The following is a 25,973-nucleotide window of genomic DNA, read 5'->3' on the forward strand; positions in this document are numbered from 1 at the left end:
GGGGTGATGAATTATGCGGACGACATGTGCGATCGCGGGCGGGGGGCCGGCGGGAGCCGTCCTCGCCCTCCTCCTCGCCCGGGCGGGCGTCGAGGTGACGCTGCTGGAGAAGCACAGCGACTTCCTCCGCGACTTCCGCGGAGACACGATCCACCCGTCGACGCTCCAGGTCCTCGACGAACTCGGCCTGGCCGAGGAGTTCCACCGGCTTCCCCACCGCAAGGTGCACTCCCTGTCGATGGTCACCGACGAGGGCACCATCCCCATGGCCGACCTGCGCCGGCTTCCCGGCAAATACGACTACATCGCCTTCGTGCCGCAGTGGGACTTCCTCAACCTCGTCACCGCCGAGGCCGCCAGGCACCCGAACTTCCACCTGCTGATGGACTCCCAGGTCACCGATCTCATCCGGGAGGACGGCGCGATCCGCGGGCTCCGCTACCGCGACCAGGCGGGCGAGGAGCACGAGATCCACGCCACGCTCACCGTGGGCGCGGACGGGCGGGGCTCCGACGTCCGCCGGGCCGCCGGCCTTGTCCCCCGGGAGTTCGGCGCGCCGATGGACGTCGTCTGGTTCCGCCTGCCGCGGGAGGATGGCGACCCCGACCAGCCCTTCCTGCGCGCGTCGGCCGGCCACCTGATGGTGGCGATCAACCGGGGGACGTACTGGCAACTCGCCTACGTGATCCCGAAGGGCGGCTTCGACGAGCTGAAGTCCGAGGGCATCGAGGTTTTGCGCGCCACCATCGGGCGGCTCCTGCCGTACCTCGAGGGGCGGCTGGACCGGCTCGGCGGTTTCGACGACGTCAGCGTGTTGCGGGTGGCACTGAACAGGCTCGGCCGCTGGCACCTGCCGGGGCTGCTGCTCATCGGGGACGCCGCCCACGCCATGTCTCCGGTCTTCGGCGTCGGCATCAACCTCGCGGTCCAGGACGCCGTGGCCACCGCCAACATCGTGGGTCCCGCCCTGCTGCGGGGCGAGGCGCCGGAGTCCCTGCTGGCCAGGGTGGAGCGCCGCAGGAAGATCCCCACGGTGATCACCCAGGCCGCCCAGCGGGCCGTGCAGAACCGTCTGATCAGCCCCACTCTGGCCGCCAGGCCCGTCTCGCCGCCGCGTGCCCTGTCGCGCCTGCCGGTCCTCAACAGGCTCGCACGGCGGTTCATCGGCCTCGGCGTCCTTCCCGAGCACGTACGGCTGTCGCCAAAAGGCGGCCAAAAGTGATCTCACTGGGCGGACGCCGGACGGGCCGGAGCTTGCCAGGTGCAATAACCTAGTGTGTCGTGAGCGCTATCCATCTCGATACGTGGCGTGACCTGCCCGTCGCCCAGCAACCGGCCTGGCCCGACCGCGGCGAGCTCGCGCGGGTCGTCGACGAGCTCAAGGGGCTGCCGCCCCTGGTGTTCGCGGGCGAGTGCGACCAGCTGAAGCAGAGCCTCGCGGCCGTGGCCAGGGGCGAGGCCTTCGTGCTCCAGGGCGGCGACTGCGCGGAGACCTTCGCGGGCGCGACCGCCGAGAACGTCCGCAACAAGCTCAAGACGCTGCTGCAGATGGCGATCGTGCTCACCTACGCCGGCCGCGTTCCCGTGGTCAAGATCGGCCGGGTCGCCGGCCAGTTCGCCAAGCCCCGGTCCAAGGACACGGAGATCCGCGACGGCGTGGAGCTGCCCGCCTACCGCGGTGACATGGTCAACGGGTTCGACTTCACCCCCGAGGCGCGGCGCCCCGATCCCGGCCGGCTGCTGCGGGCCTACCACTCCTCGGCGGTCACGCTGAACCTCGCCCGGGCCTTCACCAAGGGCGGCTACGCCGACCTGCGGCAGGTGCACGCCTGGAACCAGGACTTCGTCGCCGAGTCGCCCGCCGGGCGTCGCTACGAGAAGCTGGCCAGGGAGATCGACCAGGCGCTCGCGTTCATGCGCGCCTGCGGGGCCGAGCCCGAGGAGTTCCACACCGTCGAGTTCTACTCCTCGCACGAGGCGCTGATCCTCGACTACGACCGGGCGCTCACGAGAATCGACTCCCGGACGGGCCTGCCGTACGACGTGTCGGCCCACATGGTCTGGATCGGCGAGCGCACACGCCAGCTCAACGGCGCGCACGTGGAGTTCTTCAGCAAGATCCGCAACCCCATCGGCGTGAAGCTCGGCCCGACCACGACGCCGGAAGAGGCGATCGCGCTGATCGAGAAGCTGAACCCGGACAACGAGCCGGGCCGGCTGACGTTCATCAGCCGCATGGGGGCGAACAGGGTCCGCGACGCGCTCCCGACGCTGGTCGACAAGGTGCGGGCGAGCGGCGCCACCGTGGCGTGGATCTGCGACCCGATGCACGGCAACACCTTCGAGGCGCCGAGCGGACACAAGACCCGCCGCGTCGACGACGTGCTCGACGAGGTCGCGGGCTTCTTCGAGGTGCACCACGCCCTGGGCACGCACCCGGGCGGGGTCCACATCGAATTCACCGGCGACGACGTCACCGAGTGCGTCGGCGGCGGCCACGAGATCGCGGAAGAGGATCTGGCGCTGCGCTACGAGACGGCGTGCGACCCTCGGCTCAACCGCGGTCAGTCCCTCGATCTGGCGTTCCGGGTGGCCGAGCTCTATCGTTCCACCTGACCCGCCGAACGCCGCGCACCCCCCACGCGACGCCCCGCGAGCCCCGAAAGAGACGAAGATGACGGATCCCCGGCCAGCCCCCGAGGGCGTGGACCCGAACACCCCCAACGTCGCCCGGATGTACGACTACTTCCTGGGCGGCAAGAACAACTTCGCCGCGGACAGAGCGGCCGCCGAGAGCATCCTGGCGACCTTCCCCGAGACCCGGTCGTCGGCCATCGAGGGCCGCGCCTTCCTGGCCAGGGCCGTACGGACACTGGTGGAGGCCGGTGTCCGCCAGATCGTCGACATCGGCTCCGGCCTGCCCACCCAGGGCAACGTGCACGAGATCGCGCATCAGACGGCGCCCGACACACGGGTGACCTACGTCGACTACGACCCGGTGGTGTGCTCGCACGCCCGGGCGATCCTCGGCGGCGACCCGAACGTGTCGGTCGTGCGGGCGGATCTCCGGGAGGCCGACGATCTGCTGGACAAGCTCGACGGGCTGGTCGACTTCGGCCAGCCGGTCGCGTTCCTGCTGTTCGCCGTGCTGCACTTCGTCCCCGACTCCGCCAAGCCGCATGAGCTGGTGGGGCGGCTGCGTGACATGAGCGCTCCGGGGAGCTACCTGGCGATCTCACACGGGCGTGACGCGAGGCCCGAGCTCACGCCCGAGGCCCTCGAGGTCTACAACCGGGCGACCGCGTCACTGGCGGTGCGGTCGCACGAGGAGATCGCCCGGTTCTTCGATGGATACGAGTTGCTCGAGCCGGGGCTCGTCTATCCGGAGGACTGGCGGCCCGACCCGGACGAGCCGCGGCTCGAACAGGCGCCGTCGGCCGGCTTCAGCGGCGTGGGCCGCAAACCCTGAACCGCCGGCGCGGGGCGGGCCGCCCGCCCCGCGTCAGCTCTGCGGGGTCGTCTCAGCCGCGATCTCGGCGCGGATGGCGTCCATGTCGAGAGCGCGAAGCTGGCCGATCAGGTCCGTGAGCGCGGGCGCGGGAAGCGCGCCGGGCTGTGAGAACACCACGATCCCGTCCCGGATCGCCATGATCGTGGGGATCGCCGTGATATCGAACCCCTGGGACAGCGCGGGCTGAGCCTCGGTGTCGATCTTGCCGAACGTGATGTCGTCGTGCTCCTGCGACGCCTTCTCGAAAATGGGTGCGAATGTGCGGCAGGGGCCACACCATGACGCCCAGAAGTCCAGCAGGACGATGCCGCTGTCGGCGATGTCGTTGAAGTTCTTCTCGGTCACCTCAATGGTCGCCACGGGGCGACTCCTTTCATCCGTTCCGTCACTTGGACAACCACACACCTGATCTCAGCATTCCACCGCACGGCGCCGGGTATCAGCACACGGGACCTCCTTCGCGAAAAGGAGCCACCGCATGACCACTCAAGCCGTACGGCCCGTTCCCGACCGACAACGGCTGGGCACCGTCCTGGCCTCCTGGTTGTCGAGCACCGACCACAAGGTGATCGGGCACCTCTACCTGATCACCACCTTCGGCTTCTTCCTGGTCGGCGGCCTCATGGCGATGGTGATCAGGGCCGAGTTGCTCGAGCCCGGTCTGCAGTTCGTCAGCCTGCAGCGCTACAACGAGATGTTCACCCTCCACGGCACGATCATGCTGCTGTTGTTCGCGACGCCGCTGTTCGCCGGGTTCGCCAACGAGATCATGCCGCTCCAGATCGGCGCGCCCGACGTGGCCTTCCCCCGGCTGAACATGGTCAGCTACTGGATGTTCCTCTTCGGCGGTCTCATGGTGGTCTCCGGCTTCGTGGTGGGGGGCGCGCCCGCCTTCGGCTGGACGGCCTACTCCCCGCTGTCCAGCGCGGAGTTCAGCCCCTCGCCGGGCGGGGACCTGTGGATCATGGGCCTGGCGCTGTCCGGCCTCGGCACGATCCTGGGCTCCGTCAACTTCATCACCACGATCATCACGATGCGGGCGCCGGGCATGCACATGTTCCGGATGCCGATCTTCACGTGGAACGTCCTGTTCACGTCGATCCTGGTGCTGCTGGCCTTCCCTGTGCTGGCGGCGGGGCTGCTCGTGCTGGAGGCGGACCGCAAGCTCGGAGCGCACGTCTTCGACGCCGCGACCGGCGGGCCCATGATCTGGCAGCACCTGTTCTGGTTCTTCGGCCATCCCGAGGTCTACATCATCGCGCTGCCGTTCTTCGGCATCATCACCGAGATCATTCCGGTGTTCAGCCGCAAGCCGCTGTTCGGCTACATCGGCATGGTCGGGGCGACCATGGCGATCACAGGACTGTCGATGACCGTATGGGCGCACCACATGTTCGCCACCGGCCAGGTGCTGCTGCCGTTCTTCTCCCTCATGTCGTTCCTGATCGCGATTCCGACCGGGGTGAAGTTCTTCAACTGGACCGGCACCATGTGGCGCGGCCATCTGACGTTCGAGACACCGATGTTGTTCGCGGTGGGGTTCCTGGTGACGTTCCTGTTCGGCGGGCTCACCGGGGTGATCCTCGCGTCGCCGCCGCTCGACTTCCACGTGACCGACAGTTACTTCGTGGTGGCCCACTTCCACTACGTGGTGTTCGGCACGGTGGTGTTCGCGATGTTCGGCGGGTTCTACTTCTGGTGGCCCAAGTTCACCGGAACCATGCTGAACGAGACCCTCGGAAAGATCCACTTCTGGATGCTGTTCATCGGGTTCCACATGACGTTCTTCGTCCAGCACCTGCTCGGCGTCATCGGGATGCCGCGGCGCTACGGCGACTACTCCCCCGTCGACGGCTTCACCCGGCTCAACGAGATCTCCAGCGTGGGCGCGTTCCTGCTGGGCGCCTCGACGCTGCCGTTCCTGTACAACGTCTGGCATACGGCGAGGCGCGGCGAGCGGGTCACCGTGAACGACCCCTGGGGCTCCAGCAATTCGCTGGAGTGGGTCACCACGTGCCCGCCGCCGCGCCACAACTTCACGTATCTCCCCCCGATCCGGTCCGAGCGGCCGGCCTTCGACCTGCGCTACCCGAGGACGGGGGGAATGCCGGGAGATCCCCCCGCCGGGAAGCCCGATGCGATCGGCCCGGCGGAGGGCTAGCCGGCTCAGCCCAGGTCGAGACCGAACAGCAGCGGGTCGTGGTCGGACGAGCGGAACGCGCCCGGCGAGTACAGCGCCGGCGGGTTGAACTCGGTGTTGTAGTCCATGAACCGGCCCTCATCCGCGTTGATGTGCCAGATCGTCGCCCCGGTCACCCGCTTGAGTAGCTGCTTGCCGACCATCACGTGGTCCAGCTCGCCCGACAGGCTGTCGAAGACGTAGCTGTAGCGGTCCTGCTTGTCGAGGAACTTCTTGCTCAGGCTCGTGAGCTTCCCGGCCTCCAGCGTGTGGATGGGGTCCTCCTCGCCGTAGGCGTTGAGGTCGCCCGCCACGACGGGGTTGGGCAGGTTGAACGTGTCGATCAGCTCGAGCACCGCCTGCGCCTGGCGGACACGCTCGGCGTTGAAGCAGCTCTGGCCGTCGCCCTGGTCGACGTCGGCTCCGGTCGCGCCGTCGCAGCCCTTCGACTTGAAGTGGTTGACGATCATGGTGAAGATCCGGCCGTCGTCGTCGTCCCTGGTGCGCTGGAACATCTGGATCAGCGGCGGCCGGCGGAAGACCGGGTCGGTGGAGGACTGGGCGGCTCCCACGGGCTTCACCACGGCGGGCTTGTAGATCAGGGCCACCTGGATCTCGTCGGTTCCGGGGACCGGGGAGGTGATCCCCTTGTACGTGCCCGCGCCGACCTCGGCGTTCAAGGCGTCCACCAGGGTGTTCAGCGCGGTGGTGCCGTTGTTCTCGACCTCCATGAGGCCCGCCACGTCCGGGTCCAGGCCCTTCAGCGTCGCGACGAGCTTGGCGAGCTGGCGCTGCCGCTCCTCGTCGGTGTTGGCGCCGCGCTTGTTCAGCGTGGTGAACCAGTTGAGGGTGTTGAGGCTCGCCACCTGGACGTCGCCGCCCACCTTGGCCGGCTTGGACGGACGCGGGTTGTCGGCGGCGAAGGCCACCGGCGAGGTCGGCTCCACCCGGTAGAGGTCGAAGCCGTAGGTCAGGATGCCGGTCAGCCCGGTGGTCCCGTCACCCACGCGGACGGTGTTCGAGCCGTTCGTGTGGTACGGCAGGACCGGGGGGTTCTGCACGTTGGACCCGTCGTCCAGCAGGATCCGGCGGGCCTGGTTCTCGGCCGGGTCGACGTTGTCGCGGTCGGTCGGCTGGAAGAGCCGGCCCTTGGCGGACAGGGTGAGCTCCCCGAAGCGGCCCAGGTTGAAGACCTCGGAGACGGTGAGTTCCTGGGGGAACGTGACGAGCACGCCCTCCAGCGATTCGAGGGTCGCGCCGGAGGCGAGCGGCAGCCTCACCGCGGCGGTCTTGACCGTCCCGGTGCCGCAGACGTCCACGGCGGAGACCGGGGACAGCTCCGTGAGGCCGTTGAACTCGACGACGGTGCCGGTGACCCGGACCCGGTCGCCGACGGCGGCGGGCCTGGGGGTGAACACGAACACCGCGTCGGAGGTGGCCGGGTTCGCGTCAGGCGTCGAGTCCTGGACGTAGAAGCCGCTCAGCTGGTTCGTGCCCTGGAAGTCCGCGGTCACGACTCCTTCGACCCGGACCGCCTGGCCGACGAGGGGCGAGGCGTCGCCCGCGCCCTGGACGTCGGCGATCTGGTGCGTCACCGGAACGGCGCACGAGGACGGAGTCGTGGGGGTCGGAGTGGGAGTCGGGGTCGGCGTGTCCGACGGGGTCGGGGTCGGCGTCGGCGTGTCCGAGGGGGTGGGGCTCGGGGTGCTCCCCCCGCACGGAGCGGCGGCGGAGGCGGTGTTGTGCGGAGCCGGGGCGCCCGCCTCGAAGTCCGCGGCGTTGCTGTCGGTGTCGGCGCAGCCGCCGTCCTTGCGCAGCGCGGCGGTGCTGTTGGTCAGCGCGGGGGCGGCGGCGCCCTCGAAGTAGTTGGCGGTGCCGTAGCCGACCAGGTCGGCGATGTCGGCGGTCTGCTCGGGCGTGCACGGGATGGAGCCGCCGTTGCAGGCCAGGCCTGTGGCGGACCGGACCAGCGCGACCTTCCCGGCGGTGCCGCTCAGGGCGAGGTTCCCTGTGGTGTCCGGGGTCGGGAGCGGTCCACTCGGGGTCGTGCCCGCCGCGAGCTGGACGAGGTGGTACTGCCCCGGAGTGAGAGAGCCGGAGAGGTCCACCTTGTTGGAGGAGAACGGTCCGGTGCCGGTGGCGCTGGCGTACTGGACCGACCAGCCGTTGAGGGAGACCGTCGCGGCGCTGCGGTTGAACAGTTCCACGTAGTCATTGGTCAGCGGGGCGCCGCTGTTGCCGCCTCCGCCGTACACCTGGCTGATCACCACGGTGCCGGGCTCCGCCGACGCCGGGGTCAGCGAGAGCGTGGTGACACCGGCCACCACGAGGCCGACGGCCGCGAGCGTGGCGACGGCGCGCAGGGCCTTTCTCGGCATGGACCGGAGGCGACCACGGGCATGGTCATAAGCACGGGATAAAGGGCGCATGACCCGGACTTTATGAGGATATGACCGTGCCAGTCGGCCCTACCGGTGACTACAGAATGAAATCGTATGAACTTGCCAATCAGCGGAGTCTCGGGACGTATGGGTCCTGCCGTTGCGCTCCACACCGTTTACGCACCGATTCCTCATGTCGCCCTCAGACGGCACTCAGGAAACGGGAACGAGACTCGGCAATGCGCCACCGGGAAAGGCTAGGAAACGGTTCCGGCGAGCATCCCGCCCACGGAACGGCCGTGCACCATCCCCGGCAGTACGACCACGACCGGGCAGTGCGCCCTCAGCAGGCAGGCGGCCACGATCGGGTTGATGACCGGGTACGGCTCCGCGTCGGCCTCGTCGGCTCCGAGCACCAGCAGGTCCGCTTCGGCGGCGGCGTGCAGCAGTACCCGCGCGGGCGACCCCTCGACGACGGCGGGCTCCACGTGGTCCTCACCGAGCTCGTCGACGACCAGCCTGGCCATGTCGGCGGCGGCACGACGCTCGTCCTCACGCGAGCTCCGGCCGGCCAGTGGTGCGTACGGGGCGTGGAGCCCGCCCGACCATTCCCAGGCGTACACCGCCTCGACGCTCGCGCCGCGCAGGCGGCCCTCGGCCGCGGCCCAACGAAGCGCGGCCGACGACGCCGCCGAGCCGCTGATACCCACCACGATCTTCGCCTGATTCACAATCCCGCCTCGCTCTCCGCCCCAAGTCTCTCCTACCAGGATTAATCAGGTGTTGCCGGGGCGAAACGTCAGAAAGACAAAATAGTCGACGGCATGAACCTCCGGGGTCGGGTCAGGGTTGACCCCGATGGCGGGCCGTGGAGACGGCCAATACGCTGGCGGGCATTCCGGGAGTTCCGGGGGCCGCATAGGAGGGAAGACGTGCCGACGAGTCCGATCGACGACTACGTGGCCGGGCTCCGCCGTCTTCTCCGCGGTCCGGTCCGCGCCAGGCGGGACCTGCTCGCCGAGGCGCGGGACGGGCTGCTCGACGCGGCCGAGGCGTACGAGGCCGATGGCCACACCAGGGCCGAGGCCGAGCGACTGGCGATCGCGGACTTCGGGCTCGCCACCGAAATCGCCCCCGGCTTCCAGGAGGAACTCGCGGTCGGCCAAGGGCGCAGGACCGCGGCGCTCCTGTTCGTCAGCGTGCCGGTCACCGCGTTGATGTGGAGCGTGGTCTGGGAGTTCTTCCCCCAGTCACCGGCCGCGCCCACTCCGCCGGAGTGGTTCTGGACGGTCAGCAGACTTCTGGACTACACACAGTTCGCGACCGGTGTCGTGGGCGGCGTCGCCCTGCTCGCCCTCGGCCGGGGGTTGCGGGTGCTGCGGCGGCCCAGGATCCTGACTCGCGCGCTGGGGCTCCTGGTGTTGGTCCAGATCCCGGTCAGGGTCGCGATGAGCATGGCCCTCGTGCAGGGCGCCGACGGCCCTCCGGGGTTCGGCGACTACGCCCCCGGCGTGGCCGTCTCTCTGATCACCTACGCGCTGGGAACGTGGCAGTTCGTCAGCGCGGTGCTCTGCGTCCACCACAGCCGGGCGTTCGTTCATCGTGAGGGGTCGAGCACGCTCCCGATCGCCGTCGTGAACGACTTCCAGGCCGACCGCTCCCCCGCGAGCGCCGCGCGGCCCGAGTCCGTCAGGCGGTAGGTGCGCCGCTTGCGCCCGCCCGCCACAGCCCACTCCCCGGCCAGGTAGCCGGCCCGCTCCAGCCTGCGCAGGGCCGGGTAGACGGTGCCCGTCGGGACGTCGAGCGCGCCACCGCTGCGCTCGCGCAGCGCCTCGATGATGGCGTAGCCGTGGAGCGGCTCACGCTCCACCACGGAGAGCAACAGGGCATCCATGTGCCCTCGCAGCGTGTCGGCGTTCACGGTCGCAGCCTATCCCGGTCCACATGTAGGGAGTCTACATGTAGGCTGTCTATATGTAGACTCTCTATGTATTGAGGAGCCCCCCTTGGACGTCGTCGACCTCGCGCGGACGCAGTTCGCCGTGACGGGCAGCCTGCACTTCCTGTTCGTCGTGCTGACCCTCGGCCTCGCGCCCCTTGTCGCGATCATGCACACGCGCTACGCGATCACCGGCAATCCCCTCCATGAGCGGATGACCCGCTTCTGGGGGCAGATCTATGTGATCAACTACGCGCTCGGCGTGTTCACCGGCCTGGTCATGGAATTCCAGTTCGGACTGAGCTGGAGCGGCCTGTCGCACTACGCGGGCGACGTCTTCGGCGCGCCGCTCGCCATCGAGACCCTGGTGGCCTTCTTCCTGGAGTCCACGTTCCTCGGCTTGTGGATCTTCGGCTGGCACCGGTTACCCCGGGCGCTCCACGTGACCTGCATCTGGCTGGTGACGCTGACCGCCTACGCCTCGGCCTTCTGGATCATGGTGGCGAACTCGTTCCTCCAGCACCCGGTCGGCTCCGTCGAACAGGGCGGCCGCCTGGTGCTTCGGGACTTCGGCGCACTGCTCACCAATCCCAACCTGGTCTTCGCGCTCCCCCACGTGATCAGCGCCGGGCTGTGGACCGGCGGGTTCGTCGTCATGGGGGCCAGCGCGTACCACCTGTTCCGGCGCACGAAGGAGCAGGAGTTCTTCACCCGGTCGCTCCGGATGGGCGTGGTGACCGCCTTCATCGGCTCCCTGTTCACCGTCGGTTTCGGATACGCCCAGTTCGGCGTGATCGAGGCCACCCAGCCGGACAAGTTCGACGCCGCACCCGAGGCCGCGCTCGGGCTCATGATCGGGATCGGGCAACTCCTCCAGTTCGGCGTGATGTTCCTCCTGCTGCCTCTGCTGTTCCGGAACCTGCTCGCCCGGTGGCGGTGGCTGCACCCGGTCCTGATGCTCATCACCCCGCTGCCGTTCGTGGCGGCGATCGCCGGATGGCTCGTGCGCGAGATGGGCCGTCAGCCGTGGCTGGTGTACGGAAAGCTCTCCGTGGCCGACGCCATGACGCCGGGACTCTCCAGGACCGCCATCACCGGCTCGTTCATCGGCTTCGCCGGCCTGCTCGGCCTGCTCGCGATCATCGACTACCTGCTGATCGCCCGTGCCGTGCGCCGCGGGCCGGAACAGGTGTCCCTCGGCATGCCGGACCGGCCCGCCGAGCCCGCGCCCATGCCCGCCCACTCCCTCTGAGGACCACGACCATGGAGATCATCTGGTTCGGCGCCCTCGCCGTCCTGCTTGTCGGCTACTTCGCACTCGAGGGCTTCGACATCGGGCTCGGCATCCTGCTGCCCGTGCTGGGCCGGTCGCAGGAGGACCGCGACCGGCTCGTCGGGGCCATGGCGCCGTTCGTCCTCGCGGGCGAGGTCTGGCTGGTCGCCCTCGTCGGCGTGCTGTTCGGCGCCTTCTCCACCCTGGAGGGCGCGGTGCTCAGCGGGCTGTACCCCCTGGTCGTGGCGCTGCTCCTGACGTGGATCGTCCGGGACGCCGGCCTGTGGTTCCGCCGCCGCGCGGACGGCGCCGCGTGGCGGACGCTTTGGGACGGCGCCATCTGCCTCGGCTCGGCCGGGCTGGCACTGACCTGGGGCATGACGCTGGTGGCGCTGGCCCGCGGACTGTCGGCTCCCCTGCTCGCCCCGGCAGGCGTCGCCGGGGGGATCGTGGTCGCGCTGGCGTTCTGTCTCCACGGCTGGACCTTCGCGGCGTGGCGGCTGCCCGGCGACCCGGCGGTCCGCGGAGCGCGGCGCACCGGGCGGGCCCTGCTGCTGACGGCTCTGACGGCCGCGATCCCCGCAGTCCTGGCCGTCGCCGTCGTGGCCTCCGCCCTCATCGAGCACGCCGCCCCGCCGGAGACCCTGACCACCCTGGGTGCCATTGTGTTGCCGTGCGTCCCGATCCTCGTGGGCGCGCAAGTATGGGTGTGGCGCACCTTCAGCAGGGGTGCGCTGCCCACGTTCTTCTGACCGTCTGCCGGCCGTCGTCCGATTGGGCCTCCGTTGCACAAGGATCTTCTGCGGCTCGCACGATCCGAACGGACCGTGCGGCCACACCTCGCCGCCTGCCTGGCCGCTGCCGTGGCGGCGGGGCTCCTCGTGCTCGTGCAGGCGGAACTGCTGGCGGGAGTGCTCTCCGGCCGGTTCACCGTGGCCGTCCTGCTCCCGCTTGCACTGGTTGTGGCGGCGCGGGGGCTGCTCGGCTGGGGACGGGGCGTCTTCGCCGGTCGCACGGCCACGGCCCTGAAGTCCGCGCTGCGCCGCCGGCTGTTGCCGCGTTTCCAGGAGCCGGACGCCGCCGTTTCCCGGCGATCCGGTGAGCTCGTCACACTCGCAGGACGCGGGCTGGACGCCCTGGACGCCTACCTGACCGGCTACCTGCCGGCGGTCGCCGTGGCGGGCGTCATCCCGATCGCGGTCGTCGTGCGGCTCTTCGTGGCCGACCTCGAGACCGCCGTCATCGTCCTGCTCACGCTGCCGCTCATCCCGATCTTCGGCGCGCTGGTCGGCTGGACCACCCGGGCGGTGACGCAGCAGCAGTGGGAGGCGCTGACCAGGCTCGGCGGCCACTTCCTCGACGTCGTCCGCGGCCTTCCGACCCTGCGGGCCTTCGGCCGGGCACGCCACCAGGCGTCGGTGATCCAGCAGGTCGCCGCGGCCCACCGGACCGCGACGATGCGGACGCTGCGGGTCGCCTTCCTGTCGTCGCTGGTCCTCGAACTCGTGGCGTCGCTCTCCCTCGCTCTGGTCGCCGTCCCCGTCGGCCTGCGACTGCTGTCGGGCTCGCTCGACCTCCACACGGCGTTGCTGGTGCTGCTCCTGGCCCCGGAGGCCTACATCCCCCTGCGGGCCATGGGCACCACGTTCCACGCCGCCATGGAAGGAGTCGCCGCCGCCGACCAGGCCTTCTCCCTCATCACCCCCACCCCCGCCACTCCCACCACCACCCCCGCCACCACAACCGCCCGTGATCATGCACAGGTTCGCGAACAGCCCGCTGACCTGCCGAAACCTGTCCGTGATCATGCACAGATTCGCATTCACGCCCCTGACCTGCGGATTTCCGGCCGTGATCATGCACCGCCGGGGATCCGGTTCGAGGGGGTGACCGTCCGGTATCCCGGCCGCGAGGAGAACGCCCTCGACGCCGTCACCTTGCGGATTTCGCCGGGCGAGAGGGTGGCGATCGTGGGCCCGAGCGGAGTCGGCAAGAGCACGCTGCTCCACGTCCTGCTCGGGTTCGTCACACCGTCCGAGGGCCGGGTCCTGATCGACGGCGCCGACCTCGCCGGGCTGGACCTCGACGAGTGGCGGCCCCGGCTCGCCTTCGTGCCCCAGCGCCCCCACCTGTTCGCCGCGACGGTCTCCGCCAACATCTCCCTGGGCTCCGACGCCTCGCCGGACGAGGTCCGTACGGCTGCCGCGGCCGCTCAGGCGGCCGAGTTCGTGGCGGCCCTGCCGTACGGCTATGAGACGGAACTCGGCGAACGCGGCGCGAACCTGTCGGCGGGCCAGCGCCAGCGGGTCGCGCTCGCCCGCGCGTTCTGCCGCCCGTCGGCCGAGGTGCTCCTGCTCGACGAGCCGACCGCACGCCTGGACGGCAGGAGCGAGGCCGCGGTCGTCGAGGCCACGCGGAGGCTGTCCGAGGGAAGGACCTCGATCATCGTCGCCCACCGCCCCGCCATGATCGAACTTGCCGACCGAGTCGTCCGCCTGCACGACCACGCGCAGACAGGAGCCGCATGACCGGCATGGCCACCGAATCCGGCACACCTCTGCGGCTTCTCGCGCCGGGGATGCCCAAACGGCTGGTCCTCGCGACACTCGCGGGGGCGGCCGCCGACCTCGCGGGGATCGCGCTGATCGCGGCGGCCGCGTGGATGATCACGAGGGCGGCCGAGCAGCCTCCGCTGGCCGCGCTCTCCGTCGCCATCGTGGCGGTGCGGGCCTTCGCCACCACCCGCGGGATCTTCAGGTACGGCGAGCGGCTGTCCGGCCACGACGTCGCCCTCCGCGCCCAGGCGGGCACGCGCGAACGCCTCTACCAGGCGCTCGTCCCCACCGGGCCGCTGCCGCGGCGCGGCGCCGACCTGCTCAGCCGGATGGTGGACGACACCGACGCGGTCCAGGACCTGCTCGTCCGCTGTCTGCTGCCCGCCCTCGCCGCGCTCCTCGCCGGGACGGCCGCCGTGGTCCTCACCGCGTTCATCCTGCCCTTCGCGGCACTCCTGCTGGCCCTGGGTCTGCTGGTGGCGGGCGTCGCCCTGCCCGCCGGTACGGCCGCGGCCGCGCGGAGATGGTCCGCCCGGATCGCACCCGCCAGAGCCGAACTGGCCGCGCGCGTGGCCGACCTCGTCCATGGCGCGGCCGACCTCGCGGCGTACGGCGCCCGGGACCAGGCCCTTTCCGCCGGGATGGACGCGGACGCACGCCTCGCGAAGCTCGAGCGCGGCCAGTCGCGGGTCAACGCGGCGGCACTCGGGCTCGGCGTGCTCGTGCAGGGGCTGACCGTGGTGGCCGTCGTGCTCGCGGCCCGCTCCGCGGATCTGGACGGCGTCGCGACGGCCGTGCTCGCCCTGACCTCGCTGGTCTCCTTCGAGCCCGTGCTGCCGCTCGGGGCCGCGGGCGAACGGTTCGCCGGAGTGCTCGCCGCCCTGCGGAGGTTGCGGGAGATCGGGGCGACGCCGCCGGCGGTGGCCGAGCCAGGCGACCCCCTCACGTTGCCGGAAGCGCCGCCGACCGTCGAGATCGAGGATCTGGTGGTCCGCCACGGAGACAGGGAACCCGCGCTCAACGGGGTGAGCTTGAGGCTGGCGCCCGGCGACCGGGTGGCGATCGTCGGGCCGAGCGGCGCGGGGAAGAGCACCCTGCTGGCCGCGCTCATGCGGACCGTCGACTTCGAATCCGGAAATATCAGGATCGATGGCGTGGACATCCGGCGGTACGCCTCCGACGACGTCCGTGCGAGGATCACCGGGCTCACCCAGGATCCCTACGTCTTCCAGGCCACCCTCCGTGACAACCTCCGCCTCGCCGGCCCCGAGGCCTCCGACGAGGACCTCGCCCATGCCGTACGGCAGGCCCGCCTGGACGGCTGGACGGACCGGACCGGATGGGACACGACGCTCGGCGAGGACGGGCGGACGGTGTCCGGCGGGCAACTCCAGCGTCTCGCCCTGGCCCGTGCCCTGCTGTTCGACCCGCAGGTGCTCCTCCTGGACGAGCCGGCGGAGGCCGTCGACGAGGAGACGGCGGACGCCCTGCTGGCCGACCTGCTGGACGCCACGAGGGGCCGGACGACCCTCCTGGTCACCCACCGTCTTCGCGGGCTCGAGCAGGTGGACGAGATCATCGTCCTGGAGGGCGGAAGGGTCGTGCAGCGCGGACCGCACGACGCCCTGGTCGCCGCTCCCGGCTACTACCGGGACCTGTGGGAGTCCGAGGTGCTCACGCGTCGCTGACGCGACGTCGAGCCGGCGGCCGCTGAGGGCCGCCGGCTGGGGGACGGTCTCGAGACGCTTCCGGGGAACTCACCGGGGGTGTTCCGGGGACTTGCCGGGGGCGTTCCTGGGAGCCTCAGTTCGTCGCCGACTGCTCCGCGAGAGTGATCGAAGCCGTCGAGGTCTTGCCGTTCCGCGAGTAGGTGATGGTGACCTTGTCGCCAGGGCGGGAGGTGCGGATCTCGCCCACGAGCGTCTCGGCGCTGTCGACCACCTTGTCGTTCACCTTGGTGACCAGGTCGCCCTCTTCGAGGCCGGCCTTGTCGGCCGGGCTGCCGGCCGTGATCGAGCCGATCACGGCGCCTTCCGCGTCTCCGGTGGCGTCGGCCAGGCTCACGCCGAGGAAGGCGTGGGTCGCCTTGCCGGTCTTGATGAGCTGGTCGGCGACCTGCCTGGCGGTGTTGATCGGAATCGCGAAGCCCACGCCGATGTTGCCCGAGCTCTGCCCGGACGTCGCGATGGCGGTGTTGATGCCGATGACCTGGCCTGCCGCGTTGACCAGGGCGCCGCCCGAGTTGCCCGGGTTGATCGCCGCGTCCGTCTGGACCATGCCGCCGATCGTCGTGCCCTGCTGCTGTTCCTGCTGCTGCTGACCGAACGGGAACGGCTGCTGCTGCTGCTGCTCCTCGCCCCCCTCGGTGAGGGTGCGATCGAGCGCGCTCACGATGCCCGACGTGACCGAGCCTTCCAGGCCCAGCGGGCTTCCGATGGCGAGCACCGCGTCGCCGACCTGGAGCTTGTCGCTGTCACCGAGCGAGGCCGGCGTCAGGCCGGACACGCCCTGCGCCTGGATGACGGCCAGGTCCGTCGTCGGGTCCGTGCCCTTGACCGTGGCCGAGGCCGTCTTGCCGTCACTGAACTTGACGGTGACGTCGCCGTTGCCCTGGCCGAGTTCGGAGACCACGTGGTTGTTGGTCAGGATCAGGCCGTCGGCCGACAGGATCACGCCGGACCCCTCACCGCCGCCGTTCTGCGTCGTGATCCTGATCGACACCACGGAGGGCTGAATGGCCTTGGCCACCTCCGCGATGGTGTTGACCGAGGTGTTCGACGCGGGGTTCACGAGCGGGCTGGAGATCACGGTCTGGCCGTCGTGCGTCGCATTGGCGACGAGGGCCCCCGTGGCCCCGCCGCCGATCGCCACGACGGCGAGCGCGAGGCCGGTGATCACCTTCTGCCTGCCGGTCATGCCGGCCTTCTGCCGCTGCGGCGGCAGCGGCCCGCCGTACGGCGAGGTGTCGTACGGCCCCGGGCTGCCATAACCGCCATAGCCTCCGCCGTACTGGCCCTGCTGTGGCGGAGTCCTGCCGAACTGGCTCCAGCCGTGACCGGGGAGCACCTCGGTGTCGTTGCCGCGACCCTGCTCGTCTGAGCTCATCGCCATCCCCCTCAATTGGATCTGCCGGTGATCCGGCTCTCCGCCGGTACAACCACTACGATGGCAAATCCTCGATAAGGTCACGCTAAGCGATCAGCGGTTCCTACCGGCGGATGCCGCACGCGGCTCTTATATCACGACGTCGGGGGCCAGTATTCATCGCGCAACAGGCGCTTGTACAACTTGCCCGTCGGGTGTCTCGGGAGTTCGTCGCGGAAGTCCACCGACTTCGGGCACTTGTAGTGGGCGAGACGTGCCCGGCAGTACTCGATGAGCTCGGCCGCGAGCTCCGGGCCCGCCTCCTCCGGGACGACGGGCTGGACGACGGCCTTCACCTGCTCGCCCATCTCCTCGTCCGGCACGCCGAAGACGGCCACGTCGGCCACCTTGGGGTGGACCGACAACACGTTCTCGGCCTCCTGGGGATAGACGTTCACCCCACCTGAGATGATCATGTAGGAGCGGCGGTCGGTGAGGTAGAGGAAGCCCTCCTCGTCGACGTAGCCGATGTCACCGAGCGTCGTCCAGCCCCTGCCGAGCGGGTCCTGCGCGGAGCGGGTCTTGTCCGGGTCCCCGTGGTAGACGAACCGGGGGCCGTCGGCGAAATAGACCGTCCCGTGCTCGCCCGGGGGCAGTTCGCCGCCCTCCTCGTCGCAGATGTGCACGACGCCCAGCAGCGGCCGGCCCACCGTGCCCTTGTGCTTCAGCCACTCCTCCGAGCCGACGTAGAGGAAGCCGTTGCCCTCGGTGCCCGCGTAGTACTCGTGGATGATCGGCCCCCACCACTCGATCATCTGCTCCTTGACGGGGACGGGGCAGGGAGCGGCGGCGTGGATGGCGCACCTCAGCGAGGACAGGTCGTAACGCGACCGGACCTCGGGCGGCAGCTTCAGCAGCTTGATGAACATCGTCGGCACCCACTGCGAGTGCGTGACGCGGTACCTCTCGATGAGCTGGAGCGCCTCCTCGGGGTCGAACCTCTCCATCACGACGATGGTCGCCCCGGCCCGCTGGAAGTTCATGCAGTACCGCAGCGGGGCGGCGTGGTAGAGCGGAGCGGGCGACAGGTACACGCTGTCGGGGGTCGGGGCGAACAGGAACTGGATGAGCTGCAGCAGCGGCCCGGGAGAGTCGAGCGGCGCCTTGCTCAGTGTTGGCTTGACCCCCTTCGGCCGCCCGGTGGTGCCCGACGAGTACAGCATGTCCACGCCCTGGCACTCGTCCGCGATGGGCGTCACCGGCCGCGTGGCCGTCGCCTCCTCGTAGGACGTGAACCCGGGCGCGGTGCCGTCGAGCATCAGCCGCACCTCGACCCCCGGCGTCTCGCCGGTCACGGAGGTGGCGACGGCGGCCAGCTTCGCCGAGGAGATGAAGGCCCGGGCACCGCAGTTGTTCAGGATGTAGGCGAGCTCGTCGGCCTGGAGGCGGGAGCTGATCGCGGTGTAGTACAGCCCGGCACGGTGGGCGGCCCAGGCAATGGTCAGGAAGAGGGGATGGTTCTCCAGCATGAAGGCGATGTGGTCGCCCGGCTGGAGCCCGGCGGCCCGGAAGAGGTGGGCCAGGCGGTTGGACTCCTCGTCGAGTTCCCGGTAGGTGACCACGCGGCCGGAGCCCGCCATGATCACCGCCGGCTTGTCTGGCGTCTCGGCCGCGACGGCTCCCGGATGCATAACAGAACATTACTCGGGCACCCGGATCCGGCGGAAGATCCTCTTACCGGGCCGCACCCGCACCCGGGCTCGCGCCGTACCGGCGTTCACACACGCATGCGTACGGCCCGCGTTCCCGGGACACGGGAGCGCGGGCCGTACGCGGTGGGTCAGGCGGCGGCGGTCTGCGCCACCGTCGCCGGGGTGAGGGCCAGGTCGAGGACCTCACGGACGTCGCTCACCGGGTGAACGGTGAGGTCGGCGAGCACGTCGGCCGGGACGTCGTCCAGGTCGGGCTCGTTGCGCGCCGGGATGAGCACGGTCGTGATCCCGGCCCGGTGGGCGGCGAGCAGCTTCTGCTTCACCCCGCCGATCGGGAGGACGCGCCCGGTCAGGGACACCTCTCCGGTCATCGCCACATCGCCCCGGACCGGACGGCCCGACAGCAGCGAGGCGAGGGCGGTCGTCATGGTGACGCCCGCCGACGGCCCGTCCTTGGGCACCGCGCCCGCCGGCACGTGGATGTGGACCTGGCGGTCCTTGAGGGAACCGACCGGCAACTCCAGCTCCACGCCACGCGAGCGCAGGTAGGACAGCGCGATCTGGGCCGACTCCTTCATCACGTCGCCGAGCTGGCCGGTGAGGGTCACCCCGGTCGAGCCCGTCTCCGGGTCGGCCAGCGACGCCTCGACGTAGAGGACGTCGCCGCCCGCGCCGGTGACGGCGAGGCCGGTCGACACGCCCGGCACCGACGTACGCTGCCTGGCCTCGGGAAGCGAGGACTCGGCCACGTGCCGCGGGCGGCCGAGGTAGGGCACCAGGTCGTCGGCCGTGACCGCGACCGGCAGCCCCGCCTCGCCGAGCGCGACGTTGGCCGTGACCTTGCGCAGGACCCGCGCGACCGACCGCTCGAGCGACCGGACGCCCGCCTCATGGGTGTACTCCCCCGCGAGGCGGCGCAACGCGCCCTCGTCGATCGTCACGTCGTCGGCCGTGAGGCCCGCCTTCTCCAGCTGGCGCGGGAGCAGGTGGTCACGGGCGATGGCGACCTTCTCGTCCTCGGTGTAGCCGTCGAGCGTGACGATCTCCATGCGGTCGAGCAACGGCCCGGGGACCTGCTCGAGCACGTTGGCCGTCGCGAGGAACAGCACGTCGCTCAGGTCGAGCTCGACCTCCAGGTAGTGGTCGCGGAACGTATGGTTCTGCGCCGGGTCGAGCACCTCCAGCAGCGCCGCGGTCGGGTCGCCGCGGTAGTCGGAGCCCACCTTGTCGATCTCGTCGAGCAGCACGACGGGGTTCATCGAGCCCGCCTCGCGGATGGCGCGGACGATCCGGCCGGGCAGCGCGCCGACGTAGGTGCGCCGGTGCCCGCGGATCTCCGCCTCGTCCCGGATGCCGCCGAGCGCCACGCGGACGAACTTACGGCCCATCGCCCGCGCGACCGACTCGCCCAGGGAGGTCTTGCCCACTCCGGGCGGGCCCGCCAGGGCGAGGACGGCGCCGCTGCGGCGGCCGCCGACGACCCCGAGGCCCTGGTCGGCCCGGCGCTTGCGGACCGCGAGGTACTCGATGATGCGGTCCTTCACGTCGGCGAGCCCGGTGTGGTCGGCGTCGAGCACCGCGCGGGCGCCGGCGATGTCGTACTCGTCGGTCGTGTGCGTGTTCCACGGGATATCGAGGACCGTGTCCAGCCAGGTCCGGATCCAGCCCGTCTCGGGCGACTGGTCCGAGGTGCGCTCGAGCTTGCCGACCTCCTTGAGCGCGGCCTCCTTGACCTTCTCCGGCAGGTCGGCGGCCTCGATGCGAGACCGGTAGTCCTCCTCCTCGTCGGCCGGATCGCCGTTCAGCTCGGCCAGCTCCTTGCGCACCGCGGCGAGCTGCTGGCGCAGGAGGAACTCGCGCTGCTGCTTCTCCATGCCCTCCTGGACGTCCTTGCGGATGGTCTCCGCCACATCCATCTCGGCGAGGTGGTCACGGGCCCAGCCGACCAGCTTCTCCAACCGCTCGGCCGGGTCGGCGGTCTCCAGCAGGAACTGCTTCTGCGGCGTCGTCAGCCACGGCGCGTAGCCGGAGCTGTCGGCCAGGACCGACGGGTCGTCGATCTGGTTGACCGCGTCGACGACCTGCCACGCGCCGCGATTTTGCAGGATCGTCGTGGTCAGGGACTTGTACTCCTTGGCGAGCTCCTCGGCCCGCGGTCCGGCCGCGACCGGCTCGATCACCGTCGCCTCGACCCAGAGCGCCGCTCCGGGCCCCGTCGTGCCGATGCCGACGCGCATACGGCTCACGCCGCGCACGACGGCCGCAGGCTCCCCTCCGGGAAGCCGCCCGACCTGCTCCACCACGGCGGACACACCGGTCGCCCCGTACCGGCCGTCCACGCGGGGCACCAGGAGCACCCTGCTCTCGCCGCCGCTGGCCCGTGCCGCGTCGATGGCCGCCCGGACCTCGGAATCCGACAGGTCGAGGGGGATCACCATGCCGGGCAGGACGACCTCGTCGTCCAGGGGCAGGACGGGAAGTATCTGTGTCATGCGAACTCCCAAGGTTGAGTTATGCCGACTCAACTAACAGGAGCCCGGGTGTGTTCCCACTTTTGCGCGTGTTCGCTGCGAGCGATCGTAATCCTGTAATCAGCCCGTTCAGGGCCCCGCGTCGAGGCTTCGTACGGAGGTCATGGTGCGGAGCCACGGTGCTGAACCGGCCTCCCGGGGGGCGGAGGCGCACTCCGGGAAATGTCGGTGGCGGCGGATAACTTCCCGATCAGGTCGGAGAGGAGTGCGATGTACCGCCAGGGAGACATCCTGATCATGCCGGTGCCCGAAGAGGGGGTGCCCGCGGAGGCTCGGACGGGGCCGCCCGAGCCGCGGGACGCTCGGGGCCGCCTCGTGCTGGCGCTGGGAGAGGCCACCGGTCACGCGCACGCGATCGCCGGGCCGGGGACGCTGCTGCTCGACCCGGATCCGAGCCGCCCGGGGTTCCTGCACCTGCCGTCCGGCGGGCGCCTGGTCCACGAGGAACACGCCGCGATCTCGCTGCCCAAGGGGTGGTATCGGGTGATCCGTCAGCGTGAGTACGTCCCCGGCGCCTTCCGGGTGGTGGCCGACTGATGACCGCCGCACTGAGTTCCGGGACCATGCCGGGCGCCCGGCCCGGCGGCTCGGATTCCAGGTCCTGGGAGGAGACGGCCCTCGCCACGGGTCCCGCCGACCGCGCCGCCGCCGAAGAGGGGGTACGGCAGGCCTACTGGGACGCCGGCCTGGCCAGGCCCGAGCGGATCGTCTGGCTCGGCTCCCCCTTGCGCGGCGCCGTCGCGGCCCTGCTGCTGGCCGACCCCGCGAGCGCGGACGCGCTGGAGCGGGCGGATCTCGGCGGGCTCGCCGGGGGGGTGCTGCTCCAGCTCGAGGCGGCAGGCCGACCGGCGGACTCGCTGACCGGCCGTGCGATGGACGCGTCGGCCGCCGCCGGCGCGTCGGTGCGCACGGCGATCCGCACTCTTCCGTGGGAGCGGGCGAGGGCGGCCGTCCACGCCGCGCTCGGCCCGGCCGGCTGGGCCGAGGCGTGGGCGGGCGGCGGCGGGCGGCTCTGGCAGCCGGTGAACAGGACGGTCTCCGACATTCGGCGCCGGATGTCGGAGATGGGAGGCGAGACCGCGGGCGAGCTTCTGCGTGGGGCGACGCTCGACGCGGTCCTCGGTCAGCACGACGCCGCCTGGTTGTGCGTCTTCGACCCGGTCTGCGGGGTCAGGGCGGGCGTCGCCGAGGTCCCGCGCGCGGCCCTGGGAGGTCTGGCCGCGGTCGCGCGCGCAGCAGGCTGGTGGTGGCCGTTCGAGCGGATCGCGCTCGTCTGCGAGCGCCCGTCGGAGGCGCACCGTGACGACGCCGGGCGGCTTCACCGGGCCGACGGGCCGGCGATGTCCTTCCCGGACGGGTTCGCGCTCCACGCCTGGCACGGCATGCCCGTTCCCAGCGGGTTCGGCGCCGCGATGGCCTCGCTCGACGCCGGGCGGATCCGGGCCGAGGAGAACGCCGAGCTGCGCCGGGTGATGCTGGAGCACTACGGGTTCGAGCGTTACCTCAAGGAGTCCAACGCGTCTGCGATGCACCGGGACGAGACGGGCACGTTGTGGCGCCTCGCCCTGCCCGGCGACGAGGACCTCGTGATGGTCCAGGTCGTCAACTCCACGCCGGAGCCCGACGGAACCCGCCGGACCTACTTCCTCCGGGTGCCGCCGTCGGTCTCACGAGCCCGGGAGGGCGTCGCCTGGACCTTCGGCGTCTCCGAGGCCGACTACCGTCCCGAGAAGGAGACCTGACCGGGAAGAGCGGCGGGCGGCGCCGGCACGCGCTCGAGGATCCCCCCGGCGAAGACGTCGTAGAGGCCCAGCGGCTCCAGGTGCACGTACCCGATGTGGCAGTCGCAGGCCGCCGCCGGGCACGGCCGGGGCCGCAGGGCCTGGCGGAAGGACCCGTCATAGAGGTTGCCGAGCTCGGTGGGGATGAAATGACATCGCCTGACCGTGCCGTCGCCGTTCACCGAGATCACCGTGTCGCCGGTACGGCACGGCAGACCGGCGCTCAGGTGCGGGCGGCGGCTGTACCCGAAGAGGGGGTCGATCGCGGTCCACTCGGCCGCCTCCGCGTCGGTGTAGCGGCGCCCCTCCTCGGCGTTCACCCACAGGTACGTCGGCTCGGGAAGGTCCGCCCGAAGCCGGCGGGCGGGGCCGAGGTGGTCCGGATGGCCCACGATGCCGACGCTGTGCCGTACGCCGATCCGGTCCAGGTCGCGGCATTTGGCGAGGAAGCGGTCGTAGGCGACCTGACTCGGGTGGTACGTGCACCACAAGGCGAGACTGCCCAGGTCGGCCTCGGCGAGCCAGCCGGTGCGGCAACTCAGGTTCGTCTGGATCGCCACCGTTCGGACGTGGCCGAGACGGCTGAGCGCGATCATCGCGTCCCGGTACCACGAGCGGACGAGCCCTTCACCCCACGGCGTGAACAGCACCGAGATCGGGTGGTCCTGCTCCGCGACCCAGGTGGTGAAGCGCTTCAGCGCGGCCCGGTCGGCGCGCAGCCGGTCGGGGTCGTCGCGCCGCTTGGCGAACGGGCAGTAGGCGCAGTCGTAGTCGCAACTCGACAGCGGACCGCGGTAGAGGATCGACAGATGCCCGGCCGCTGTCATCATCGCTCCTCATAGGCCTGCATCAGTGCCTCCACTCGGCCGGAGAACAGGGCCGGGCCGATGGCGTCCGAGTAGGCCAGGCCCTCCGGGGTCAGCCGCACCAGGTCGCGGTCGCTCTCCAGCCACCCGAGGCCGGCGTACCGGGACAGTTCCACGCCGAAGTCGTCCATGACGTCGCCGCCGAATCGTTCCCGGTAGCCCGCGCGCGCCATCCCGTCGGCCTGCAGCAGGGACTGGATCAGATGGCGGCGCCTCATCTCCTCGTCGTCGAGGCGGAAGCCCACGTTCGCCACCGTGAACTCACCGGCGGGCAGGCGGACGAAATCATCGATGATCGCCCGTACATGCCGCGCCGCCACGGCGTACTCGTAGGAGTAGTGCAGGCTCCGCGTGTACGACCGGGCGCCGCAGCCCAGGCCGACCATCCCGTCGGTCTGACAGCAGTACTCGGTCGAGCCGCCGGAGCCCGGCAGGCGGAACATCCGCATCGACACCTGCTCGTAGCCCGCCTCGAGCAGATGGTCGCGGCCCACGCGGTAGAGGTCGAGCCGCTGGTCGTCCCAATCGCGGTCCCTGCGGCCCAAACCGGTGAGCGGCCGCACGTACAGCGGATAGAGGTACAGCTCCTCCGGACGCCACTCCAGCGCGGAGTCCAGGGAGTACCGCCAGGACCGCGGCGTCTGGCCGTCGATCCCGTAGATCAGGTCGATGTTGAGCACCTCGAACGCGGCGTCCCTGATCCGGCCGAGCGCCGCCTCGACCTCCGACCGCCTCTGCGGCCGCACGGCGGCCCGGGCCTCGGCGTCGACGAAGCTCTGCACGCCGATGGAGACGCGGGTGGCGCCCCGGTCGGCGAGCACGGCGAGGCGGTCCGCGGTCGCCGTCGCGGGCGAGGTCTCGACGGACACCGGGATCGCGCGGAGGTCGGTTCCGAGGACGTTCTCCGTGAGGTCGAAGAGCCGGTTCAGCTCCGCCGGGCTCAGGTAGGTCGGCGTGCCGCCGCCGACGGCGGCCACCGCGAAGCGGGGATCCGGCAGCGCCTCCCGAAGCGCGTAGGCCTGCCGCTCAAGTGCGTCGAGGTACGCGCCGACCAGTTCCTCCGGGGCGCCCGTCCGCGTGAACAGGTTGCAGAAGCCGCAGCGCATCTCGCAGAAGGGGATGTGCAGGTAGAGGAAGAGCGCGTCGGTCCGCTCACCCGCCCAGACGTCGCGCAGAGCAGGACGTGGATCCAAGGGCCGATACGCCGTCTTATGGGGATAGGCGTAGACATATCCGTCGTACGGGCTGATTGCGGTGTCGATCTCTGTCATCCCCTGATCCGATCCCATGCGCGCGCACGCCCCCACTGCGGGCGTGGCCTTGCCGGCGTCCGCTCCAGCACGAACTCGGCGTACGGCACCGTCCAGACCACCTCGTGGCCGATCCGGTGACCGGTGTGGCCGCTCTCCCCGTACGCCGTGCCGTGGTCGGAGCAGATGATCGTGAAGCACGGCCTGTTCCTGGTCATGAGGGCGAACAGACGGCCGATGTGCCTGTCGACGTATTCCAGGGCGGCCGCGTGGCTCTCCAGCGTGTCGCCGTCCTCCTGCGCGGCGCCCGCCAGGTGGAACCAGTTGGGCTGATGGAGGGCCGAGACGTTGACGAAGAGGAAGGCCGGCTCGTCCCTGTCGCGCAGCGCCAGCTCCGCCCGGTCGATCTGCCGCTCCAGGGAATGGCGGGAGGTGACGCCGAACTCGGGCGCCCAGTGACTCTCCTCGAACAGTCCCGGCAACGCGGAACCGAGCGGGCTCTGCTTGTTGAAGAACCCGACGCCTCCCACGCACACCGTTTGGTAGCCCGCCTTGGCGAGGCCCGTGGGCAGGTCCGGGGCGTCGAACACCCAGGTGCCGGCGGCGGTCGTCTCGCTTCCCGGGAACCGGGCCGCGAACGGCCGCGCGTGCGCGCCTGGCTCGGCCGGGGTGGGGAGGAAGCCCGCGAACATCGCCGCGTGGGCCGCATAGGTGAAACTCCCCGGGCTGTGCCGGCGCTCCCATCTTCCTTCCGGCAACACGCGGGCCAGGTTCGGCAGCCTGCCGTCCGCCACGAGCCGGGCCGCCACGTCGTAACGCAGGGTGTCCAGTGTCACCAGCAGGATGTCGTGGCTGCCCACGACGGTGTTCATGTCCCGGGTGTTCATGTCCCGAGTGATCAGGTCCCGGGT

21 protein-coding genes are annotated in these 25,973 nt (G+C 70.6%); 11 read left to right on the forward strand and 10 right to left on the reverse strand.

Features of this window, described 5'->3' with window-relative positions; translation table 11 throughout:
• Window positions 1-13: 13 nt before the first annotated feature.
• The 3 genes from Pmi06nite_RS06635 to Pmi06nite_RS06645 are packed head-to-tail and all read left to right on the forward strand — an operon-like array spanning window position 14 to window position 3,469.
• Window positions 14-1,222, forward strand: a complete 1,209-nt coding sequence (locus tag Pmi06nite_RS06635; RefSeq protein WP_203951975.1) for an FAD-dependent oxidoreductase — start codon at window positions 14-16, stop codon at window positions 1,220-1,222.
• Between the two features lie 59 nt (window positions 1,223-1,281).
• Window positions 1,282-2,616, forward strand: coding sequence for a class II 3-deoxy-7-phosphoheptulonate synthase (locus Pmi06nite_RS06640; RefSeq protein ID WP_203951976.1), 1,335 nt, complete (start codon window positions 1,282-1,284; stop codon window positions 2,614-2,616).
• A gap of 58 nt (window positions 2,617-2,674) precedes the next feature.
• Window positions 2,675-3,469, forward strand: a complete 795-nt coding sequence (locus tag Pmi06nite_RS06645; protein WP_203951977.1) for an SAM-dependent methyltransferase — start codon at window positions 2,675-2,677, stop codon at window positions 3,467-3,469.
• A 33-nt stretch (window positions 3,470-3,502) separates the two neighbouring features.
• Here Pmi06nite_RS06645 and Pmi06nite_RS06650 read toward each other — a convergent pair whose 3' ends face one another.
• Window positions 3,503-3,871, reverse strand: a complete 369-nt coding sequence (locus Pmi06nite_RS06650) for a thioredoxin family protein (RefSeq protein WP_203951978.1) — start codon at window positions 3,869-3,871, stop codon at window positions 3,503-3,505.
• Window positions 3,872-3,989: 118 nt separating this feature from the next.
• Between Pmi06nite_RS06650 and ctaD the strand changes: the two genes are divergently transcribed.
• Window positions 3,990-5,672, forward strand: a complete 1,683-nt coding sequence (gene ctaD / locus Pmi06nite_RS06655) for an aa3-type cytochrome oxidase subunit I (RefSeq protein ID WP_203951979.1) — start codon at window positions 3,990-3,992, stop codon at window positions 5,670-5,672.
• 5 nt (window positions 5,673-5,677) lie between these two features.
• On the opposite strand, the gene Pmi06nite_RS06660 is transcribed toward ctaD, so the two are convergent.
• Complete coding sequence (locus Pmi06nite_RS06660; RefSeq protein WP_203951980.1) at window positions 5,678-8,068, reverse strand: ExeM/NucH family extracellular endonuclease; 2,391 nt, start codon at window positions 8,066-8,068, stop codon at window positions 5,678-5,680.
• Window positions 8,069-8,328: 260 nt separating this feature from the next.
• Complete coding sequence (locus Pmi06nite_RS06665; RefSeq protein ID WP_203951981.1) at window positions 8,329-8,802, reverse strand: universal stress protein; 474 nt, start codon at window positions 8,800-8,802, stop codon at window positions 8,329-8,331.
• A 201-nt stretch (window positions 8,803-9,003) separates the two neighbouring features.
• On the opposite strand from Pmi06nite_RS06665, the gene Pmi06nite_RS06670 reads away from it, so the two are divergent.
• Entirely contained in the window at window positions 9,004-9,771 is a 768-nt protein-coding gene (locus Pmi06nite_RS06670) for a permease prefix domain 1-containing protein (RefSeq protein WP_203951982.1), read from the forward strand.
• Here Pmi06nite_RS06670 and Pmi06nite_RS06675 read toward each other — a convergent pair.
• On the reverse strand, window positions 9,669-9,992 hold the full coding sequence (locus Pmi06nite_RS06675; protein ID WP_203951983.1) for a PadR family transcriptional regulator: 324 nt from the start codon (window positions 9,990-9,992) through the stop codon (window positions 9,669-9,671). The two genes, Pmi06nite_RS06670 and Pmi06nite_RS06675, sit on opposite strands and share 103 nt — an antisense overlap.
• A gap of 85 nt (window positions 9,993-10,077) precedes the next feature.
• Here Pmi06nite_RS06675 and Pmi06nite_RS06680 point away from each other — a divergent pair, with 85 nt between their 5' ends.
• From Pmi06nite_RS06680 to cydC, 4 genes are read left to right on the forward strand one after another with little or no spacing between them, the layout of a single operon-like run.
• Window positions 10,078-11,262, forward strand: coding sequence for a cytochrome ubiquinol oxidase subunit I (locus Pmi06nite_RS06680; RefSeq protein WP_203951984.1), 1,185 nt, complete (start codon window positions 10,078-10,080; stop codon window positions 11,260-11,262).
• Between the two features lie 11 nt (window positions 11,263-11,273).
• Window positions 11,274-12,035, forward strand: a complete 762-nt coding sequence (locus tag Pmi06nite_RS06685) for a cytochrome d ubiquinol oxidase subunit II (RefSeq protein WP_203951985.1) — start codon at window positions 11,274-11,276, stop codon at window positions 12,033-12,035.
• A 33-nt stretch (window positions 12,036-12,068) separates the two neighbouring features.
• On the forward strand, window positions 12,069-13,811 hold the full coding sequence (gene cydD / locus Pmi06nite_RS06690; protein ID WP_203951986.1) for a thiol reductant ABC exporter subunit CydD: 1,743 nt from the start codon (window positions 12,069-12,071) through the stop codon (window positions 13,809-13,811).
• On the forward strand, window positions 13,808-15,526 hold the full coding sequence (cydC, locus tag Pmi06nite_RS06695; RefSeq protein WP_239113721.1) for a thiol reductant ABC exporter subunit CydC: 1,719 nt from the start codon (window positions 13,808-13,810) through the stop codon (window positions 15,524-15,526). Before cydD ends, cydC begins: the two co-directional genes overlap by 4 nt.
• Window positions 15,527-15,641: 115 nt before the next feature.
• Here cydC and Pmi06nite_RS06700 read toward each other — a convergent pair whose 3' ends face one another.
• The 3 genes from Pmi06nite_RS06700 to lon form a co-directional block, all read right to left on the reverse strand.
• The gene (locus Pmi06nite_RS06700; protein ID WP_203951987.1) at window positions 15,642-16,943 is read right to left on the reverse strand and encodes a S1C family serine protease; all 1,302 of its coding nucleotides are present in this window, start codon (window positions 16,941-16,943) and stop codon (window positions 15,642-15,644) included.
• Window positions 16,944-17,077: 134 nt separating this feature from the next.
• Entirely contained in the window at window positions 17,078-18,613 is a 1,536-nt protein-coding gene (locus Pmi06nite_RS06705) for an acyl-CoA synthetase (RefSeq protein WP_203951988.1), read from the reverse strand.
• 149 nt (window positions 18,614-18,762) lie between these two features.
• Entirely contained in the window at window positions 18,763-21,126 is a 2,364-nt protein-coding gene (gene lon / locus Pmi06nite_RS06710) for an endopeptidase La (RefSeq protein WP_203951989.1), read from the reverse strand.
• Window positions 21,127-21,375: 249 nt separating this feature from the next.
• Between lon and Pmi06nite_RS06715 the strand changes: the two genes are divergently transcribed.
• Complete coding sequence (locus Pmi06nite_RS06715; protein WP_203951990.1) at window positions 21,376-21,702, forward strand: DUF8820 family protein; 327 nt, start codon at window positions 21,376-21,378, stop codon at window positions 21,700-21,702.
• Window positions 21,702-22,907 (forward strand): DUF6745 domain-containing protein, encoded by a 1,206-nt coding sequence (locus Pmi06nite_RS06720; protein ID WP_239113722.1) that lies wholly within the window; start codon window positions 21,702-21,704, stop codon window positions 22,905-22,907. The genes Pmi06nite_RS06715 and Pmi06nite_RS06720 overlap by 1 nt, the downstream gene beginning before the upstream one ends.
• On the opposite strand, the gene Pmi06nite_RS06725 is transcribed toward Pmi06nite_RS06720, so the two are convergent.
• The 3 genes from Pmi06nite_RS06725 to Pmi06nite_RS06735 are packed head-to-tail and all read right to left on the reverse strand — an operon-like array spanning window position 22,883 to window position 25,949.
• The gene (locus Pmi06nite_RS06725) at window positions 22,883-23,776 is read right to left on the reverse strand and encodes an STM4011 family radical SAM protein (protein WP_239113723.1); all 894 of its coding nucleotides are present in this window, start codon (window positions 23,774-23,776) and stop codon (window positions 22,883-22,885) included. The two genes, Pmi06nite_RS06720 and Pmi06nite_RS06725, sit on opposite strands and share 25 nt — an antisense overlap.
• Window positions 23,773-25,083 (reverse strand): STM4012 family radical SAM protein, encoded by a 1,311-nt coding sequence (locus tag Pmi06nite_RS06730; RefSeq protein ID WP_203951991.1) that lies wholly within the window; start codon window positions 25,081-25,083, stop codon window positions 23,773-23,775. The genes Pmi06nite_RS06725 and Pmi06nite_RS06730 overlap by 4 nt, the downstream gene beginning before the upstream one ends.
• Window positions 25,080-25,949: an STM4013/SEN3800 family hydrolase gene (locus Pmi06nite_RS06735; RefSeq protein ID WP_203952008.1), complete on the reverse strand. Its 870-nt coding sequence runs from the start codon at window positions 25,947-25,949 to the stop codon at window positions 25,080-25,082. Before Pmi06nite_RS06735 ends, Pmi06nite_RS06730 begins: the two co-directional genes overlap by 4 nt.
• Between the last annotated feature and the right edge of the window lie 24 nt (window positions 25,950-25,973).

The sequence above is a fragment of the Planotetraspora mira genome (assembly GCF_016863275.1).
In the GTDB taxonomy this organism is placed as follows: Bacteria; Actinomycetota; Actinomycetes; order Streptosporangiales; family Streptosporangiaceae; genus Planotetraspora; species Planotetraspora mira.